The organism is Halomonas faecis, from assembly GCF_010993975.1.
GTDB lineage: Bacteria > Pseudomonadota > Gammaproteobacteria > Pseudomonadales > Halomonadaceae > Halomonas > Halomonas faecis.
The window spans coordinates 1-16217 of the sequence record NZ_JAACZO010000021.1 but is presented as its reverse complement, the minus strand read 5'-3'; the positions used below and the strand labels follow the sequence as shown (position 1 = coordinate 16217).

The window sequence follows — 16217 nt, the reverse complement described above, 5'->3', positions numbered from 1 at the left end:
AGAAGCCAGGGTCTGCTCAAGGGCTATGAGGTCTGCTTGCTTCATGGTGTGCTCCAGAGGCAAACTGCATATACAGTAGTTTATACAGTATTTTTGAAGCACGCCAACAGCAGATACCAACATAGCCTTTTCTGCACACGGGTTGAAGTGCGGGTGCCCAGACCCCATCAGCTCACGGAACTTGTGCGAGAACCCAGTACAGAAAACAACGTTTAGATACCCTTAGGCGTAGCGACTTCCTGGACACAGAGAGCCATCCCCATGCACATCGGCTACGCCCGCATCTCCACCGACGACCAAAACCTCCACCTCCAGCACGATGCCTTGGCCAAGGCCGGGTGCGAAAAAGCGTTTGAGGACCGCATGAGTGGCGCCAAAGCGCAGCGGCCGGGTCTATCGGCGGCGCTTGAGTTCGCCCGCGCCGGCGACGTGCTGGTGGTCTGGCGTCTGGACCGGCTCGGTCGGTCCCTGAAGGACCTCATCGACCTGGCCACGCGCCTGGATGACGCCGGCGTTGGCCTTCGCTGCCTGCAGGAGGCCATCGACACGACGACCAGCGGCGGAAAGCTGGTCTTCCATATCTTCGGCGCGCTTGCCGAGTTCGAGCGCAATCTGATTCGGGAGCGTACCCAGGCGGGGCTCCTTGCGGCTCGCGCCCGCGGCCGCAAGGGCGGCCGGCCGAAGGCGCTGGATGCGGACAAGCGGGCGCTGGCCGTGCAGCTCTACCACGAGCGCAACACCGACGGGACCACCAAGCGCACCGTGAAGGACATCTGCAGCCTGCTCGGCATCTCCCGCAGCACGTTCTATAGCTACTTGGAAGAGGCGGCCTCGTGAAGCGCAAGGCGCTACCGGGCGAGGCCGTCCTGAGCCTGCGGCGCCGCCTGGACGCGCTGCCTGCCCGCAGCGCCGAGCGTCGCTGCCTGGTGGAAGAGACTGCCGGTCTCTACGGGGTATCGACGGCCACGGTCTACCGTGCGCTGCGCGAGCGGATGCGTCCCAAGGCACTGCGCCGCGCCGACTGCGGGAAGACCCGAAAGATGCCGGTCGAGGAGATGGAGCGCTACTGCGAGGTGATCGCGGCGCTGAAGGTGAGGACCACCAACAAGCAAGGACGCCACCTCTCCACGGTGCGCGCCATAGAACTGCTGGAGCAGTTCGGGGTGGATACGCCTCAGGGGTTTCTCAAGCCACCGCCTGGGCTACTGACCAAGGCGTCGGTGAACCGGTATCTAAAGGGCTGGGGGTATGACCGGTTGCGCTTCGCCGCCCAGCCGCCGGCGGTGCGTTTTCAGGCCCGGCACAGCAACGAGTGCTGGCACTTCGACATGAGCCCATCGGATCTCAAGCACATCAAGAAGCCTCCGTGGATCGAGGACGGCCGCAGCGAGCCGACCCTGATGCTCTTCAGCGTGGTGGATGACCGCAGCGGAGCCTGCTACCAGGAATACCGCTGCGTATACGGCGAGGACGCCGAGTCGGGGCTGCGGTTTCTGTTCAACGCCATGGCGCCCAAGGCGGACCACTTCCCGTTCCAGGGCATCCCCACGATGATTTACACGGACAACGGCCCCATCGCCAAGAGCCGTGTGTTTCAGCACGTCATGGACTACCTGGGCGTCCAGGTCCGCACCCATTTGCCGGCCGGCAAGGATGGGCGGCGGATCACCGCTCGTTCCAAGGGTAAGGTCGAGCGGCCGTTCCGCACCGTTAAGGAGGCGCATGAGGTTCTGTACCACTTCCATCAGCCGGAAACTGAGGAAGAAGCAAACCGGTGGCTGCTGCAGTACCTGCTCCACTACAACGGTAAGCCGCACCGGACCGAGCCACATTCGCGCATCGAGGACTGGCTGAGGAACCTGCCCGAGGCCGGCGTGCAACAGATGTGCAGCTGGGAGCGGTTCTGCACCTTTGCGCGGGAGCCGGAGCGGCGCAGGGTAGGGCCAGATGCTCGCGTTGCCGTGGATGGCGTCGCCTACGAGGTCGATGCGGATCTTGCCGGCGAGCAGGTCATTCTGTGGTGGGGTATCTTCGACAACGAACTGTACGTGGAGCATGGCCAGCATCGGCACGGACCCTACTTCCCGGTCGGCGGGCCGATCCCGCTGCATCGCTATCGCAAGTTCAAGAAGACCCGCACCGAGAAGCGCGCGGATCGCATTGAGGAGCTGGCCGCACAGCTTGGTCTGCCGCGCGCTGCGCTGGATGGGCACAGCACGCCGGCCGCCTTACCGCGCCCTGTCCCATCGCCCGAGCCGGTGCCGGCGCGACCGTTCCGGGACCCCGATCCGTTCCAGGAGCTACGTTTTCCCAATGCAATAACGGCCAAGAAGGCCATCGCGGAGTTCCTGTGTCAACCGCTTGCGCGCCTCCCTCAGGACGACTGCGCGTTCATCGAGGACCTGGTGGCCGAGACTCTGGCCAAGCGCGAGATCACCGACCGCATCCGCCGACACTTCAAACGCTAACGAGGACACGGACATGCTGAGCGACGTAATGGATTACTACGGGCTGGAGCGGGAGTTCCGCAACGCCGGCTACTTCCAGACCGACCACCACCGGCAGCTCTTCAAGGATATGAGGGCCACGATTCGCTCCGGCGGCCTGGTTGCGCTGTCCGGGATCGTCGGCAGCGGAAAGACCGTGACGCTGCGGCGCATTCAGGATGTGCTAGCCGAGGAGGGCAAGATCATCGTGGCCAAGTCGCTCTCCGTGGACAAGGAGCGGGTCAACCTGGGGACGCTCATCACGGCGTTGTTCTTCGACCTCTCCCCCAAGAAGGACATCAAGATTCCCACCCAGGGGGAGAAGCGCGAGCGCGCCCTGCAGGAACTCATCAAGCAGGGACGCAAGCCGGTGGCTCTATTCGTGGACGAAGCCCATGACCTGCATGGACACACCCTACGTGGCCTCAAGCGGCTCATCGAGGTGGTGCAGGACGGCGGCGGGAGCTTGGCCGTGGTGCTGGCCGGGCACCCGAAGCTCAAGAACGATCTGCGCCGGCCCACGCTGGAGGAGATCGGCTACCGCGCCACCATCTTCACCTTGGAAGGCCTCGCCGGGTGTGGCCGTGACTACATCGACTGGCTCCTCGGCCAGTGCGTCAAGGAGGGCGTGGCGCCCGCGGACGTTATTGAGCCGGAGGCATGCGAGCTGCTGGCCGAGCGGCTGACCACGCCCCTGCAAATCGAGCAGCACCTGGGACTTGCCTTTGAGGCCGGTTTCCAGGTCGGCGAGAAGCCCGTCACCCTCGCCGTGGCCGAGTCGGTGCTGTCCGGCCACCTGTCGAACTGGGAAGCCACGCTGACGCGCAATGGCTACGATGTGAAGGCGCTGTCAACCCTGCTCAATATCAAGCCAAAGGAAGCCCGCTCGCTGCTCAGCGGCGACGTGGACGCCGTACGCGCCCAGGAACTGCACGAGCAGATGTTGACCGTGGGCCTGCCGGTAATATAGCGGCGGGCGGGCGAGGTATTTGCACAGAGCATGTGCCCTGTGTGGCTATTGCGAGCGCGCATCGGTGAATGCAAGCCGAGTTGCAGATAAACCGAATCGACGGCGGAGGCCAGTGGCACAGAGCGTGAGCCGAACGCGGGCAACATTGCGCGCCGAGGGCAGTCACGTTTGCGAGCCGCTACAGCTAGCTTCGGCATGATACAGCTACGCCCTGGACCTGCTGGCCAGCTGACATTCAAGCCCGAACTCCCATTTCGATGGCGCTAAGCTCCCCGGAGCAATTTCTCGTTCTCGTCCAGAGCGATTTCGCGCTCTCGAAACCATTGATCGCGCTGGGCAATCGCCTCAGCTTTTCCCTTCTCCAGACGAGCAGCGAGCCGAGCCAGGCGAATGCACTCTCGCCGCAACTCTTCCTCTGGCATGGACCGGTACTGCGCGATCGCCGCTCCCATGATGTCGACTCCTTTGCTCTTGTTCATGCCCGAGGGCTTCCCTGGGCTCAGGTCTTCGGCTTGGGGATCTTCACCCCCTCCAGGTTGTAGTGCTCGCCCAGCTCGATGGCTCGGCGCACGGACTCCAGCACCGGCTTCCTGACCATGCGGAAGCGGGTCGACTCTGGGGCGGCGAACCACCCCTTCACGGTCTCCACGCTGTAGCCGGTAAGCGTTGCCACGTGCTCCTGCTTCAGGCCATGGCGCTCCATCAGCTGGCGCAGGGCCTCGTTATTGGATGTGTCGGGTTGGCTCATTCGTGTCTCTCACATCAAACCGCCAGCCGCGCCAGCGGTGACTCTTATAGGGGATCGGCGGCGCCCGCCGCCACGCTGATCGACTAGGCCTCGAGGCCCCACCTCGCTCGCGCCCGCTCGAGAGCGCTGAGAGTCTGCTCTGGCGCCAGCGGCGCGTTGAAAAAGGCCTCCAGCTCGGCAAACAGCGCACAGTCTTTGAGGTCCAGCTCCAGGTCCAGCAAGTGGGCCACCGCTTGATGGATCTCCACCGCGCTCCAGGGCTCCAGCAGGGCCACCTCTTCATTGTCGCGGATGAGGCGCTGAATCTCGGCATGGCCTCTGATCTCTGCCAGCTGGCGCTGGCGCATCGTGTCGTTGGACATATCTCCTCCCATCGCGGGGCCAGTCATGACGTTCATCATAATGTGCAAAGCACACCATTTCAAGATAACCATGAGGCAACAAAAGCCCATCTCTCATATTTGGAGCCACCCTCAGCCCCACAGAATGAAGAAGAAAAAGTGTGCGCTGTGATTGAAAAAGTGTGCAAAGCACACTAAAATGGTAGTCATCAGGTGGAGGGGCCTCCACCGCAGAAACCCAGCACAGGAAGACATCAGATGACGACCTACTTCATCCCTCTGTTCTCCCTCCCGGCCATCGTGAATGAGCCCGGTGAATACCTCACTCGTGGCGGTGAGCGCGTCATGGTTGAGCGGGTTTCAGCCCGGCATGACTTCAACTGTGTCGGCCAGTACGCCAGCTCCGGCATCGCCGAACGGTGGCACAAGACGGGCCGGATCATGGCCACGTCCGAGACGGCCAACGACATCGTGAAGCGCCTTTAACCACCCCAGACGACAACCACCAGCACGAGGAACACATCATGACCCTGAACATCATGCATCCGCTCTATGTCGTCGCCGGCTTCTCCATCCACAGCGAGCCGGGCAGCCAATGGATGCCTATCAGCACCCAGACCTACCCGGTCAAGGAACGCGCCGAGATCGAAGCCGAGAAAATGGCCAAGCGGCTCACAGCTGGTGAGAAGTGCGGAGTCATCGAATACACCGCCGAGGGCGCCCAGTTGGTCGGGCAAGTCTTTGAAGGCCCCCAGGCCTAACAGAACAACGAGCGACAAGGGGAAGCGAACCATGAACCTGGCGATCAACCTTGACACCGAGACAGCCACTCCGACCGCCCTCGAGGCAGCGGCACAGCCGCTGCCCGAGCGGGTCCGGCACGCGATCGATCAACTCAAGGCGATCGTCATGGAGCAACCGACCTCCCTCTTGGTCGCCTATTCAGGTGGCAAGGACTCGACCGTGGTGGCCAGCCTGGCGCTGGCTGCCCTGGCCGAGCTGGCGCAGGAAGGCCGCCTGCCGGCCGATGTCGAGCACCTTGTCGCAACCTCCAACACCGGCATTGAGAACCCCGTGATCGAGCGCCACGTGGGCCAGCACCTGGGCGCCATGCGGGCCTTCGGCCGCACGCATGCGATCCCGCTCCAGGCGAATTGGGCGATGCCGAGCCTGGCCGAGAGCTGGCAGGTAAGCGTCCTGGGCGGTCGCCGGCAAATGGCCTGGCCCAGCGAAGGGCAGAGCCAATACTGCTCCGTGGACTGGAAGATCAAGCCGATCGACACGCTCAAGCGCCAGCACGCCAAGTCCCTTCCCAAGGGAGTGCGGCAGGTCACTCTGCTCGGCAGCCGATTCGAGGAGTCCGCTCGTCGTGCCGCCAACATGCAGGACCAGGGCGCCGCCAGCAGCGTGGTTGAGCACCAGGGTCGCCTCCTGGCCTACCCGATCGCGGACTGGACCACCAGCGATGTCTGGGACTACATCCTGTTCGCCCAGCCCCTTGGACAGGGAGGGCCTTTCCCCAGCTACGCCGCCACCCTGGCGGATGTGCTCGAGGTCTACAACAGCGCCAATGGTGAGTGCTCGATCGTGGGCGACAGCGGCAAGCGGACCCCGTGCGGGGCACGCACCGGCTGCTGGACGTGCCCCTACGCTGGGAAGTCCGACGAGAGCCTGACCAACATGGCCAAGGACCACCCCGAGATGGAGCCCCTGCTGGCGCTGCGCCAGTACATCGTCACCCTGCGCCATGACGTGGCGGCCCGGAACTTCATCGGCACCGACATCAAGGATAGCGGCGCCATCAACGTCAGCGCCGCCGGCTACAGCGGTGAGGTACTGCTGAACCTGCTGCGGGCCTGCCTGACCATCGACGCCGAGGAGATGGAGCGCTCCGAGGCCCCGGCCTTCCAGATCATCACCCCTCAGGAGCTGGTCGCCATCGAGTGGTCCTGGGCGATCCGTGGGCTCCAGCTGCGTCCCTGGGAGGCCACCCGCGCCTGGATCGAAGTCCACCACCAGGGCAAGCGCTACCCGATCCCTAGCGCCAGCACCGCGCAACCCGCACAGGCCGGCGGCCAGTCCCTGCACCCCCTGGCAGGGGAGACCTTGGGCTCTCTGGTGACCCCGCTCATGGCCAACGCCGGCATCAGCGGCAGCGCCGGCCCCCGCCTCGAGGTCGACCCCGAGGGCGCCATGGAAATGCTGAGCATCGAGGGCGACCAGCTGGCAGAGCGTGTCGAGGGCTCCCCGGAAGCCGTGGCCAACTCACTGCTCATCCGCGGGGTCGTCAGCATCCCGGCGACTCGTCGGGCTGAGCTGGACCGCCGCCTCACCGCCGTGGTCAGGCTGCGCGAGGAAGGCGTCATGCAGTGGGCCTACCACGGTGGTCGCCCCGAGCTGGCCAGCAACGAGTTCCAGCTGGAGATGGTGGGCTAAGCCCACCCTGGCAGGCCTCGGGAGACCGGGGCCTGTGTTCCGCATGCGAAACAACACCTGTCGCCCCGTAGCCGCCATGAAGACACGTGCTTTCACCTGCACTGGGCTCGTGCTGCGAAGGCCTACCCATCACCCCCTGGCAAGGGAGTTCGTGTTTCGCATGCGAAACAACCTCGCCGCCGTGAAGGGCCTCCTGCAGCAGGGTTACCCAGACTCACAAAAAGGCCCTTCCACAGTCGTCACCTCCCGATAATCTGAGCGTGACACCACATGGAGAAACCACAGTGACATTGTTGAGCGATACCATCCCCGTAGACCTCCATGCCCGCCTGTACAGCCTCGGAGCGTGCGATGGCTCAGAACTATGCCCTGGGCATCCCGATCTCCCTCACAGCACCATCAGCCCTGCTGAGCAGGCTGTACTGGCATTTGCCGGTCTCATGCCGCCAAAGCTGCCCCCGAGCCCAACCAAGGTGATGCTCCAGCTTCTGGAGATGGCGAACCTTTCGACGCCCGAAACCCGAGCGGTCGCCTGGCTCCTGCCGGCTATTGAGCAAACGGCGGTAACCGGGGAGGGCATCCGTCGGGTGTTCGGCGATGCGATCGCGGATCTGGTCCTCGCCGCGGCGCCAGGCGAAGCGAAGGGGGAGGTAAACAGCATCGAGGAGATGCTGGCGCAGGAGAGGGCGGCCGTGACTCAGGCCAGCTCGCTTGGCCAGACGCTCGCGGTATGCGCCATCATCGCCGACCTGGAGACCGACTCTGACGGTGCAGTGGATCTGCTCGACAACTACGCTGCCTGGCTTGAGGGCGCCACCAAGGCCCAACCCTTCCTGCGCAATCGTGCCCAGCGAAGCATCCAGAAAGCTCTGGAGGAGTCAGTGGACTGAGCCGACTCGCGTGCCCCGCGCCCGGGGAAAGCCGGTATGATCAGTCATCAACTACGACAAGAAAGCGAGGCCAACAGAATGGAACTCATTATTAAGCTCATCCTCGGAGCAGTCGGCTTTGGGGGCATGTCGTGGGTCACCTGGGGGGCTGCCTCGAGCCACGACACTGGCATGACAGTGATGGCGATGATCTTGGGGCTGGTCGCGTTCATCTGTGGTTTCCTGGCCATCGCCAAGATGGTTCATTACAGCAAATGGGTCGCGACACTCTTCTGGATCGCCATGCTGGGCACCCTGGCCTACACCTTCCCGGTGTTTGGCCTCAGCCAGCTCGGATGGCTGGGGTGGGGGTTTATCGCCTTCCTCGCCGTTTGGTCATTGATCGTCGCGGCCTATCGGCCGGATACCAGCCAAAGGAAGCAGTCAGCTATCACCGCGGCCTCCCCGTTCGATGAGGAGGGTCACACCGCAGGGTTTCATTACAGCGGCTATCCCACGAATACGGCCATACGCCGCGGTCTCGATGACTAGCCAAAGCACAAGGCCCCCAGAAACGGGGGCCTTGCTGCTCATGGTGTCTGGAGAGTAAGACTTACCACCCCCAGGGGGTCTGCGCTTCGTTGACCGCCACCAGCAAGCCCTGGAGACCATCCACGCGATCCTCGAGGGCGATGAGGAAAGAAATGCGCTGGTTCAGTTCGATCGCTTCCTCCACCTCGCCATCGGTGTAGAGGTCAATGCGGGTATCGCTCAGGCGGTACTCACCATCATTGTGGAACCACTCGATGGCATGGATGGCGCCGCTCATCAGCGACAGCTCATCCGGGTCCAGGCCACTCTCGGCGGCAAACTGGTCGTTGAAGTCGTCCACCCCCTTCAGATCGCACTCATACCGGACCACCTCGCGGCCCCGGGTGTCCTCGCTCACCGCCCAGCTGGTGCTGGCGCAGACGGCACGGCGATCCAGGGCCTGCTCGTAGGTCAGGCTCGAGTCCGCCGGGAATGTCTGCTCCTTGAGGTTCGAGATCACGGCACTGTCACCACCGCAACCGGCAAGAGTCAGCATCGCCGCGGCCGGCAGGATGGCAATCAGGTTCCGCTTCTGCATAGTGTTATCCCTTCAGTTCTGGTTGTGTGGGCGCATGGCGCCCTGCTTTCATTGGAGGGACGAGCCCTCAGGTGCGCCTGAGCTAACTCAGGCAAGGCCGCGGAGCCCTTCAGGGAAGCGGCTTCGCGGCTCGTTCATGACATGGCCTCGGCGGCAGCGGGTGTTGTCTCGCTGTCGCCCTCGCAGCTCCCCCCCTCCACGACCAGTGGCCGTCCGCCGGTGCCCACCAGACGCAGCATCGCCGCCTCCATGCGCTGGACGCCATAACCCGCCATGGCCCGGCGCATCACCTCCGGCACCAGCCGCCAGATCCCCATCACTTCGGCGGGCAGCACGCCGTAGATCCAGGCCTCCTTCACCCGGTCCTCATCGAGCCGGAAGCCCACGATCGAGAGGTGCTGCTCGGTGCCAGCCAGCACCAGGCTGCGGTAGTAGGCCCCCGGGTTGGCCAGCGGATCTTCGCTTTTGTGCGCATCCCAGGGCTGGTGATAAAGCACGTTGCGCTGCGGCGGTGTCTCGGACCACGTGCGCATGATTTCCTCGGGGCCAGACCACTCCACAACCAAGGCGGCGCCGGTGCCGTCCATCAGCTGCCTATCCGGTGCATGCGTGACGGGCTCGCCCCGGACGGATGTGGCAAAGAGGTTGAGGCAGGCGTCCGTGTTCATCGGGTCAACGGAGAAGGGGATGTAGCGGCCACTGGCCGCGATCCGGTAGGCCTGTGAAGGGCCAGTGACATGAAACAGGCAGGTAGCCATTCAGGTGTCTCGCTCTGGTGGGGTGATAGGGCACAGACTCACAGCATGTCGGCCTGCAGCTCGCGCAACAGGTCGCTCTCGGACTCGGCTGCCGCACGTAGGCTGTCGTCATCGAAGGCGTAGCCACGGCGCTCGGCGGCCAGACGCAGAGCGTCGCGATCCCCCAGGTCGGCCAGGGCGTCGCTCCACTCCCGCAGCTGACCCGCCACACGGGCGTGGAACAGCTCGTAGTGCTGCCCACTGCCCGGGGACGCCAGCGCTTCCGCCTGCTCGATCAGGCGCCGCGGGGTGATCAGGCAGCCGGGTTGGCCGAGCCTGGGGTTGGTGATAAAGCCGTCACGGGTCATCGGGGCTCCTCAGTCGTTGTCTTGCTGGGCCTGGAGGAGGGCGGCAATCTCGCGCTCCACCGAGGCCACGGCTGGCGCCAGCGAGGCATCCACCTCATCCCTTCCCAAGCGGGCGATCTCTTTCCAGCGCTCGAGGGTGTCCCGGGACACGAGGTAGGTCCGCGCACAGTCACCCTCGGGCACCATCATCTGCAGCGACTCCAGCAGCTCGAGGTCTCGCATGGAGAACACCTGGACGGCCGGCACCAGCAGCCCGGCTTCCTCGGCCTGCCGACCCAGCGATGCCTTGTTCCAGTCGCGCTCGGCATCCTCGTAGCTCGTGTGGGTGGCGGTCTGGTAACCGCAGCGCTGGCAGGCCAGCCAGTGCGAGTGAAACCACTCGGTCTGACGGCTCAGGTAGTCAGGGGACTGGTCGCTGGCGCACATGGGGCAGGGACTGCGCTGGGACATCTGGCCTCCCGGTATCGCTTGCACAGTGGGGTGGGCACCAATGGCGTTCATGCGGACCTCTGCTGAAGCTGCTCGAGGGTGTTGGCTCGGGCTTCGGCCGACTCGCGCACAAGGTCCGGCGAGAACCCGGCCCCGCAGTGAACCTCGTGGATCATCACCAGCTGCACATGGCCGCGGCTGATCAGGTAGTGCCCGAAACCTTGGGCCGAGGCATCCCGGTGGTTGTAGATCCCCTGGGCCTCGAGGAGGGTGATCTCCTCGATCGAGAGCAGCCCCTTGTTGAGGGCTTGCAGAGTCCGCTCCCGATAGGCGGCCTGGCGGCAATACTGCTCGGCCAGGTCACCCAGGCTGAGGTCGTTCAGTACGCGGTAGAGCCCGCTGCATTCGTAGGAGCTGGCGCCACCGCTGGACAACGCCAGCAGCTCACCCCTGCGGTGACTGATTTTCGGCATCTCGCTGCCTCCGATGGTGTTCATGTTTGCCCTGGGCGAGCCCGGCGTGTGCCATGCGGTGTGCGCTGAGCATGCAGGCATAGGCGGACTGCATGGCGTCCTCGATGATGCGGTCAGCCAGGTCCAGGGGCGCGGTGTCGGTGATGCCGGCCTGCTTGAGGTCGCGCTCAATGACAGCCCGGTGGCGGTAGTAGGCATCCAGCCGGCTCTTCAGCGACTCGCTCGCTGCCGGCGGCTGTGACGGATTCACGGTCTGCAGTCTGGTGGCCATCGCCATCCCTCCTACGTTGCGACTCGCCCCGCGGCGGTGTCCCGGAGAGCCCGGGCCAGCCGCTCCAGTGCGGTGGCAGAGATCGTTCGCTCCCCCGCGCTACAGCGCTCTTCATGGCGTTGCAGCAGCGAGAGATCCCGGGGCGAGATGCCATGGCCGCGGCAGAAGGCTGCCTGCGTAATCTCGCGCTCCTCGAGCAGCTGGTTCAGGGCGTCTCGCAGCTCGACAATATCGGCATACGTGAAGTTGCCCTTGGCCATCGCCAGCTCGTCGTCATCGTTCATCTCACTCATGCTGGGCGCACCCAGCTCGGCATCGAGGTTGCACGGCGCCTCATCGGTGGCCAGGGGGGACGCCATGGCACCGCCCATCCCCATGTCCTGAGGTGCAACGCACACCTGTCTGCTAGTAGGGATAGGGGAGGCACTGACACTTCCGAGATCGGCCGGCACCGGCTGGCGCTGCCGGGCCAGTGAGGTGACCGAGAGCACAGCCGCCAGTTGGAAGATCACCAGCGCCAGCGCCTGCATCACCACCAGCGCTTGCTGGCGCCAGGACAGGGCCTGGGCGGACGGCTGGGCGACGAGCCCCGCCAGCTCATGGTCGACTTCCTGGAGGCGAGCCTGGGCCACCTGGATGGGCTCAAGCCAGCCGGCCCGCGCCTCGCTGTTGGCCCGGAAGGTGGCGATGGTCTCCTCGAGGCGGGACGCCTCCCGCTGCAGCTGTTCGATGCGCAGCTCACGGCCGGCGTCACGGCTGCCCGCGGACTGCCACTCCTCGACCAGGGGCTCACACACCGCATAGAGAGGCCCGGCCAGCGCCAGCAGGCTCGTCACCAGCGCCAGCATGCGGCGCAGGGCCTGCCGCTGAGACCAGAGCCACACGGCCACGCCCTCCAGGAGCACCGCCCAGGCCCAGCCCATAGGGCCGACGAACTCCATCCAGAACTGAATGGCATGCACCTGGAGCAATGTGATCGCCCCCAGCAGCACGGCCAGCGCAGGCAGTCGGTGGCTCCAGTGGGCTCGAGTTGTCGTGGTCATCACCTGCAGTCCCTCATCATCTCGTCACCGCGACCCCCACCTTCCCCCTGTCCAGGACGAACCGAGGTCGCTCGCGCTTACATCGAATAGGTCACCGGCCGAGGGATCACGATCCCCGAGGCCAGCTCATCGGACAGCACCGGGGCTGGCGCCGGTGTCGGCTCGGGCGCCGGTTCTTCTCGCGGCCCCCGCATGTGGATCACCGTGGAGACCACGAGCAAGGCGGCCCACAGCCACATCCAGTGCTTCACGAATTTGCGATCGCGCCAGCTGCGCTTTCCCAGCACCAGCAGGGCCACCATGTAGAGGCCGGTGGTGAGCAAGCCCAGCCACAGCGCCAGCAGTAGAAGGGTCAAGCCGGGCATACGGCCTCCTCGAGGTTGTTCTGGCCGCGACGGAACGCGCCGATGGGGTGTCCTGCTGCCTTGTGCTGGCGCAGATCGGCCGCCAGCGCCAGCCCGCGCTCACTGAGATGCAGGGTCTCCCCGGGCTGCACGCGATCGGGGCCGGCGGTAAACAGGCCCTCGGCCGCCATGTCCTGAACACAGCACCAGTCGTCATGCGCCGGATCGGGCTGCGAGCCATCGGCCAGCCGGGTGGCGTACTCTGGCTGCATGACCAGGCCCGGGCGGGGCGGGTGGTTCGGTCGTCGCGGGCGCGGGCAGTGCTCGGCCAGGATACGGAAGTGTCGGCGGTTGGCTGTCATGCGTGGGTCGGCGCCCACCTGGAAGCCGGCCATCTCCACGGCCACGGCCTCCACATAGGCCAGGCACCGCCAATGGTCACGGCCCCAGCGGGCCATCGGGACATAGATTTCAGCCATCAGGCCTCTCCTGCTTGGTAAGGGACGTGGTGTGTCGTGATTGCCGGTGGCTGGCGCAGCCACAGCGGCAACGAGGTTTGCCGGCGCCGGCCGGTGACATGCCGGGCCGCCCGGTTGATCGCCGAGCGGTGGCCGACCAGCACCACCAGCTGCTTGCCCCGGGTGATGCTGGTGTATAGCCACTGGCGCTCCAGCATGTGCCAGTGCGATCGCGCTAGCGGTAGGATCACCACCGGGAACTCCGAGCCCTGGGCCTTGTGGCCGGTCATCGCATAGGCGAGCTGCAGCTTGCCCAGGGCATCGCTGGTGAACAGCACCTCGCGACCCTCGAACTGGCCCGCCACGGTCTTCTCCTCAGGGTCCGCGTCGGTCACGTAGCCCAGGTCGCCGTTGAACACATCGCGCTGGTAGTCGTTCTCCGTCTGCACCACCTTGTCCCCTTGCGCCCAGCGCCGGCCGTTGATGGTCACCGAGCCGCGGCCATTGGGGATGTGGAACTCGCGCAACGCCTCATTGAGCGCCCGGGTGCCGACTGGGCCACCGTGCATTGGGGTCAGCACCTGCACGTCATGCAGGGGATCAAAGCCCAGCGCCGGCACCTCCTGGGTGGCCACACGGAAGGCCTCCTGCAGCACCCGCTCGGCGCCGCCATCCTCCGGCACCTCGACCACCAGGAAGTCACTGCCCGGCACCGACTCCGGCGGTTGTCCGCGGTTGACGGCATGGGCCTGGACGATGATCTGCGAGCCCTCACCCTGCCGGCGGATCTGAGTCAACCGGGCGACCGGCACTCGCTCCGAGGCGATCACATCGCGCAGCACGTTCCCCGGGCCAACCGAGGCCAGCTGATCCTGATCCCCGATGATGTACAGCCGGCACCGCTCCGGCAGGGCCACGACGAGCGCACAGAACAGCACCACGTCCACCATCGAGGCCTCATCGATGATCACCACGTCCGCTTCGATCGGGTTCTCGGCGTTGCGCCCGAAGCCATTGGCGCCAGCTTCCAGCAGACGATGAATGGTGGAGGCCTCCCGCCCGGTGGCCTCAGCCATGCGCCGTGCCGCCCGCCCGGTCGGGGCGCACAGCGCCAGCGAGTAGCCCGCGTCGTCCAGGGACTGCGCCAGCACCTGGGTTACCGTGGTCTTGCCGACCCCCGGCCCCCCGGTGAGTACCGCCACCCCGTAGGCGAGGCAGGTCACCAGGGCCTCACGCTGCTCTTCACTCAGCACCCGGCCATCCGACAGCTGCCCGTCCACCTGCGCCAGCCGCGCATCGTCCCAGGGTTCCGCCCGCGCCAGCAGGGCCTCAGCCAGCCGCTGCTCGGCTCGGAGTAGGGCAGGCAACCCCACCAGCCCGCCGTCCACACGCTGCAGCTTGTCGTGCGCCAGCAGCATTCCCACCACCGAAGCCACCCGGTCCACGGGCACCTCGAGGAGCGCCGCCCCCTCCGAGGCCAGCACCTCCTCCGAGGCCAGGGTATGCCCCGAGGCGGATCGTGCATCGACCACATGGCGCAGCCCGGCGCTGATCCGGTCCCGGTGGGTCGGCTCGAAGCCGAGTGATAGGGCGAGGGTGTCGGCGATGCGAAAGCCGATACCGCGGATGGTGAGGAGGGTGCGGTAGGGGTTGGCGGACACCTTGGCGATGGTCTCCTCCCCCAGCTTGCGGAAGACGGCCATGGCCCGGGACGCACCCAGGCCATGCCCCTGAAGGAAGATCAGTGCCTCCCGCGCCTCTTGATACTCGTTCCAGCTGGTGGCGATCCGCGCCGCTTTCTTCTTGCCGATGCCGGACACCTGCTGCAGCACCTGAGGGTCACCGAGGGCATCGCGCAGCGCGTCACCGAAGTGCCGGGCAAGCCGGGCGGCGAACTTGGGGCCGATGCCATCCACCTTGCCGCTGGCCAGGTATGCCTGCAGAGCCTTGGCCTCCTGGGGCACCCGGGTCACGAGGCGATCGGCCTTGAACTGGCGGCCGAACCGCGGGTGGGTCGTCCATTGGCCGGTGGCCTCAACGCACTCGCCTTCATGCAGCGGCTGGCAGACCGCAACCAGGACTACCTCCTGCTCCTGGGCATCGCGCACCGTCAGGATCTGGAACCCCTCATCCCCGGTATAGCGGACGGCGGCCACCGTCCCGCTCAAGGTCTCGTTATTCTCCATCACACCTCCACGCCAAAAAAAACGCCCGGTGGGGAACCGGGCGAAGCTTAAGGGCAAGGAAGAACAGACTCATCCATGACGGCGTGGCCTGTCAGCACGCCCGGGCCGCGCCCGACTTGCATAGCGCTGATCCGCTACGGGGGAGCCCACTGAGGTGAGAGTGAGAGAGAAGCCATGAGGCTCCCAGTGGGCTCTCCGGTAGCCCCGCCGAAGCGGGACGACCAGGCGGCTGATGCGCATCCCCAAAGCCGCGTCAGGGGAGAGAGAGGAGCTTGCGGGCGCACTCCGCTGAATCTGGTGGGGCGCTACCTGTCGCCCTGTCATGTGTTACTATACTAGACGACACTTTCTAGCTTTGCAACACCCCGAGTAATGGAAAGCCGCCGTATCGTCATCAGTCGATACCACGGGCGCCACAACCGGCGCTGGCCAACCACCAACACCAGAAGAAACGCATGACGACACAAGCACTCATTCTGTGTGAAAAGCACAGCGATCAAGCGGACAAGATCGCCCCCGCGTTGGGGCTGAAGCGTGACGGGAACCGCTACACGGGCCATTGGAACGGGACGGCCATCACTCTGGTCTGGGCGGCAGGGCACCTGCTGGCGCCTGAAGAGCCCGCCACCCTGACGCCCGAGGCGAATTGGCGCGATCCGCGCAGCCTGCTGCCACTGCCCACCGTCTTCCCGCACACGCCGACCGACCGAGGCCGCAAGTACCTGGGCAACCTGAAGCAGGCACTCTCCCAGGCCAAGGAAGTGTGGTTGGCGACGGACCCCGACCGCGAAGGGGAGGCCATCTATAGAGCGACAATTACTCTGGCCGGCCGACGACAACTACTGTGGCCGGTTGCCCTAAGCTTGACCGCTTGTCCCGACCCACCAGGGAGCCGGTATGGCGGTCACCAGCCAACAGGTCACGCTCTA

At 65.3% G+C, this 16217-nt stretch carries 22 protein-coding genes; 9 read left to right on the top strand and 13 right to left on the bottom strand.

All coding sequences use genetic code 11. The features are described from left to right. The first annotated feature begins 261 nt into the window (after nucleotides 1-261). Genes GFD32_RS10140 through GFD32_RS10130 form a run of 3 tightly spaced genes read left to right on the top strand, consistent with a single transcriptional unit; the run spans nucleotide 262 to nucleotide 3456 of the window. On the top strand, nucleotides 262-837 hold the full coding sequence (locus GFD32_RS10140; protein WP_163576433.1) for a recombinase family protein: 576 nt from the start codon (nucleotides 262-264) through the stop codon (nucleotides 835-837). After that, complete coding sequence (locus tag GFD32_RS10135) at nucleotides 834-2468, top strand: DDE-type integrase/transposase/recombinase (protein WP_163576432.1); 1635 nt, start codon at nucleotides 834-836, stop codon at nucleotides 2466-2468. Before GFD32_RS10140 ends, GFD32_RS10135 begins: the two co-directional genes overlap by 4 nt. 13 nt (nucleotides 2469-2481) lie before the next feature. Beyond that, a complete protein-coding gene (locus GFD32_RS10130) occupies nucleotides 2482-3456 on the top strand; it encodes an ExeA family protein (RefSeq protein WP_163576431.1) in 975 nt (324 codons plus the stop codon). A 263-nt stretch (nucleotides 3457-3719) separates the two neighbouring features. Here GFD32_RS10130 and GFD32_RS10125 read toward each other — a convergent pair whose 3' ends face one another. The 3 genes from GFD32_RS10125 to GFD32_RS10115 all read right to left on the bottom strand — a co-directional run bounded on the left by GFD32_RS10125 (nucleotide 3720) and on the right by GFD32_RS10115 (nucleotide 4566). Further along, nucleotides 3720-3935, bottom strand: a complete 216-nt coding sequence (locus GFD32_RS10125) for a hypothetical protein (protein WP_163576430.1) — start codon at nucleotides 3933-3935, stop codon at nucleotides 3720-3722. Nucleotides 3936-3955: 20 nt separating this feature from the next. Then, entirely contained in the window at nucleotides 3956-4204 is a 249-nt protein-coding gene (locus GFD32_RS10120; protein ID WP_163576429.1) for a helix-turn-helix domain-containing protein, read from the bottom strand. An 83-nt stretch (nucleotides 4205-4287) separates the two neighbouring features. Beyond that, nucleotides 4288-4566 carry a hypothetical protein gene (locus GFD32_RS10115; RefSeq protein WP_163576428.1) on the bottom strand — a complete coding sequence of 93 codons (279 nt, stop codon included), beginning with the start codon at nucleotides 4564-4566 and terminating at the stop codon, nucleotides 4288-4290. Between the two features lie 237 nt (nucleotides 4567-4803). Between GFD32_RS10115 and GFD32_RS10110 the strand changes: the two genes are divergently transcribed. The 5 genes from GFD32_RS10110 to GFD32_RS10090 all read left to right on the top strand — a co-directional run bounded on the left by GFD32_RS10110 (nucleotide 4804) and on the right by GFD32_RS10090 (nucleotide 8402). Further along, nucleotides 4804-5031: a hypothetical protein gene (locus tag GFD32_RS10110; RefSeq protein WP_163576427.1), complete on the top strand. Its 228-nt coding sequence runs from the start codon at nucleotides 4804-4806 to the stop codon at nucleotides 5029-5031. A gap of 38 nt (nucleotides 5032-5069) precedes the next feature. Beyond that, nucleotides 5070-5306, top strand: a complete 237-nt coding sequence (locus GFD32_RS10105) for a hypothetical protein (RefSeq protein WP_163576426.1) — start codon at nucleotides 5070-5072, stop codon at nucleotides 5304-5306. Between the two features lie 31 nt (nucleotides 5307-5337). Beyond that, nucleotides 5338-6981: a phosphoadenosine phosphosulfate reductase domain-containing protein gene (locus tag GFD32_RS10100; protein WP_163576425.1), complete on the top strand. Its 1644-nt coding sequence runs from the start codon at nucleotides 5338-5340 to the stop codon at nucleotides 6979-6981. A 284-nt stretch (nucleotides 6982-7265) separates the two neighbouring features. Further along, nucleotides 7266-7871, top strand: a complete 606-nt coding sequence (locus tag GFD32_RS10095; RefSeq protein ID WP_163576424.1) for a hypothetical protein — start codon at nucleotides 7266-7268, stop codon at nucleotides 7869-7871. A 36-nt stretch (nucleotides 7872-7907) separates the two neighbouring features. Beyond that, nucleotides 7908-8402: a hypothetical protein gene (locus GFD32_RS10090; protein ID WP_163576423.1), complete on the top strand. Its 495-nt coding sequence runs from the start codon at nucleotides 7908-7910 to the stop codon at nucleotides 8400-8402. Between the two features lie 61 nt (nucleotides 8403-8463). Here the strand turns inward: GFD32_RS10090 and GFD32_RS10085 are convergent, their stop codons facing one another. The 10 genes from GFD32_RS10085 to recD2 form a co-directional block, all read right to left on the bottom strand. Beyond that, a complete protein-coding gene (locus GFD32_RS10085) occupies nucleotides 8464-8979 on the bottom strand; it encodes a hypothetical protein (protein ID WP_163576422.1) in 516 nt (171 codons plus the stop codon). Between the two features lie 134 nt (nucleotides 8980-9113). Continuing rightward, nucleotides 9114-9512 carry a hypothetical protein gene (locus tag GFD32_RS10080; protein ID WP_163576421.1) on the bottom strand — a complete coding sequence of 133 codons (399 nt, stop codon included), beginning with the start codon at nucleotides 9510-9512 and terminating at the stop codon, nucleotides 9114-9116. A gap of 263 nt (nucleotides 9513-9775) precedes the next feature. Continuing rightward, nucleotides 9776-10084, bottom strand: a complete 309-nt coding sequence (locus GFD32_RS10075) for a hypothetical protein (RefSeq protein WP_163576420.1) — start codon at nucleotides 10082-10084, stop codon at nucleotides 9776-9778. A 9-nt stretch (nucleotides 10085-10093) separates the two neighbouring features. Beyond that, the gene (locus tag GFD32_RS10070) at nucleotides 10094-10534 is read right to left on the bottom strand and encodes a hypothetical protein (RefSeq protein ID WP_163576419.1); all 441 of its coding nucleotides are present in this window, start codon (nucleotides 10532-10534) and stop codon (nucleotides 10094-10096) included. 47 nt (nucleotides 10535-10581) lie between these two features. After that, nucleotides 10582-10986 carry a hypothetical protein gene (locus tag GFD32_RS10065; protein ID WP_163576418.1) on the bottom strand — a complete coding sequence of 135 codons (405 nt, stop codon included), beginning with the start codon at nucleotides 10984-10986 and terminating at the stop codon, nucleotides 10582-10584. Continuing rightward, nucleotides 10958-11257, bottom strand: a complete 300-nt coding sequence (locus tag GFD32_RS10060; RefSeq protein WP_163576417.1) for a hypothetical protein — start codon at nucleotides 11255-11257, stop codon at nucleotides 10958-10960. The genes GFD32_RS10065 and GFD32_RS10060 overlap by 29 nt, the downstream gene beginning before the upstream one ends. An 11-nt stretch (nucleotides 11258-11268) precedes the next feature. Next, on the bottom strand, nucleotides 11269-12300 hold the full coding sequence (locus tag GFD32_RS10055; protein ID WP_163576416.1) for a helix-turn-helix domain-containing protein: 1032 nt from the start codon (nucleotides 12298-12300) through the stop codon (nucleotides 11269-11271). Between the two features lie 77 nt (nucleotides 12301-12377). Then, nucleotides 12378-12665, bottom strand: coding sequence for a hypothetical protein (locus GFD32_RS10050; protein WP_163576415.1), 288 nt, complete (start codon nucleotides 12663-12665; stop codon nucleotides 12378-12380). Beyond that, nucleotides 12653-13123: a hypothetical protein gene (locus GFD32_RS10045; RefSeq protein WP_163576414.1), complete on the bottom strand. Its 471-nt coding sequence runs from the start codon at nucleotides 13121-13123 to the stop codon at nucleotides 12653-12655. Before GFD32_RS10045 ends, GFD32_RS10050 begins: the two co-directional genes overlap by 13 nt. Beyond that, nucleotides 13123-15288 (bottom strand): SF1B family DNA helicase RecD2, encoded by a 2166-nt coding sequence (gene recD2, locus GFD32_RS10040; RefSeq protein WP_163576413.1) that lies wholly within the window; start codon nucleotides 15286-15288, stop codon nucleotides 13123-13125. The genes GFD32_RS10045 and recD2 overlap by 1 nt, the downstream gene beginning before the upstream one ends. Nucleotides 15289-15743: 455 nt before the next feature. Here recD2 and GFD32_RS10035 point away from each other — a divergent pair. Then, the coding region (locus GFD32_RS10035) for a toprim domain-containing protein (protein ID WP_240455600.1) at nucleotides 15744-16217 on the top strand (474 nt) is incomplete at its 3' end.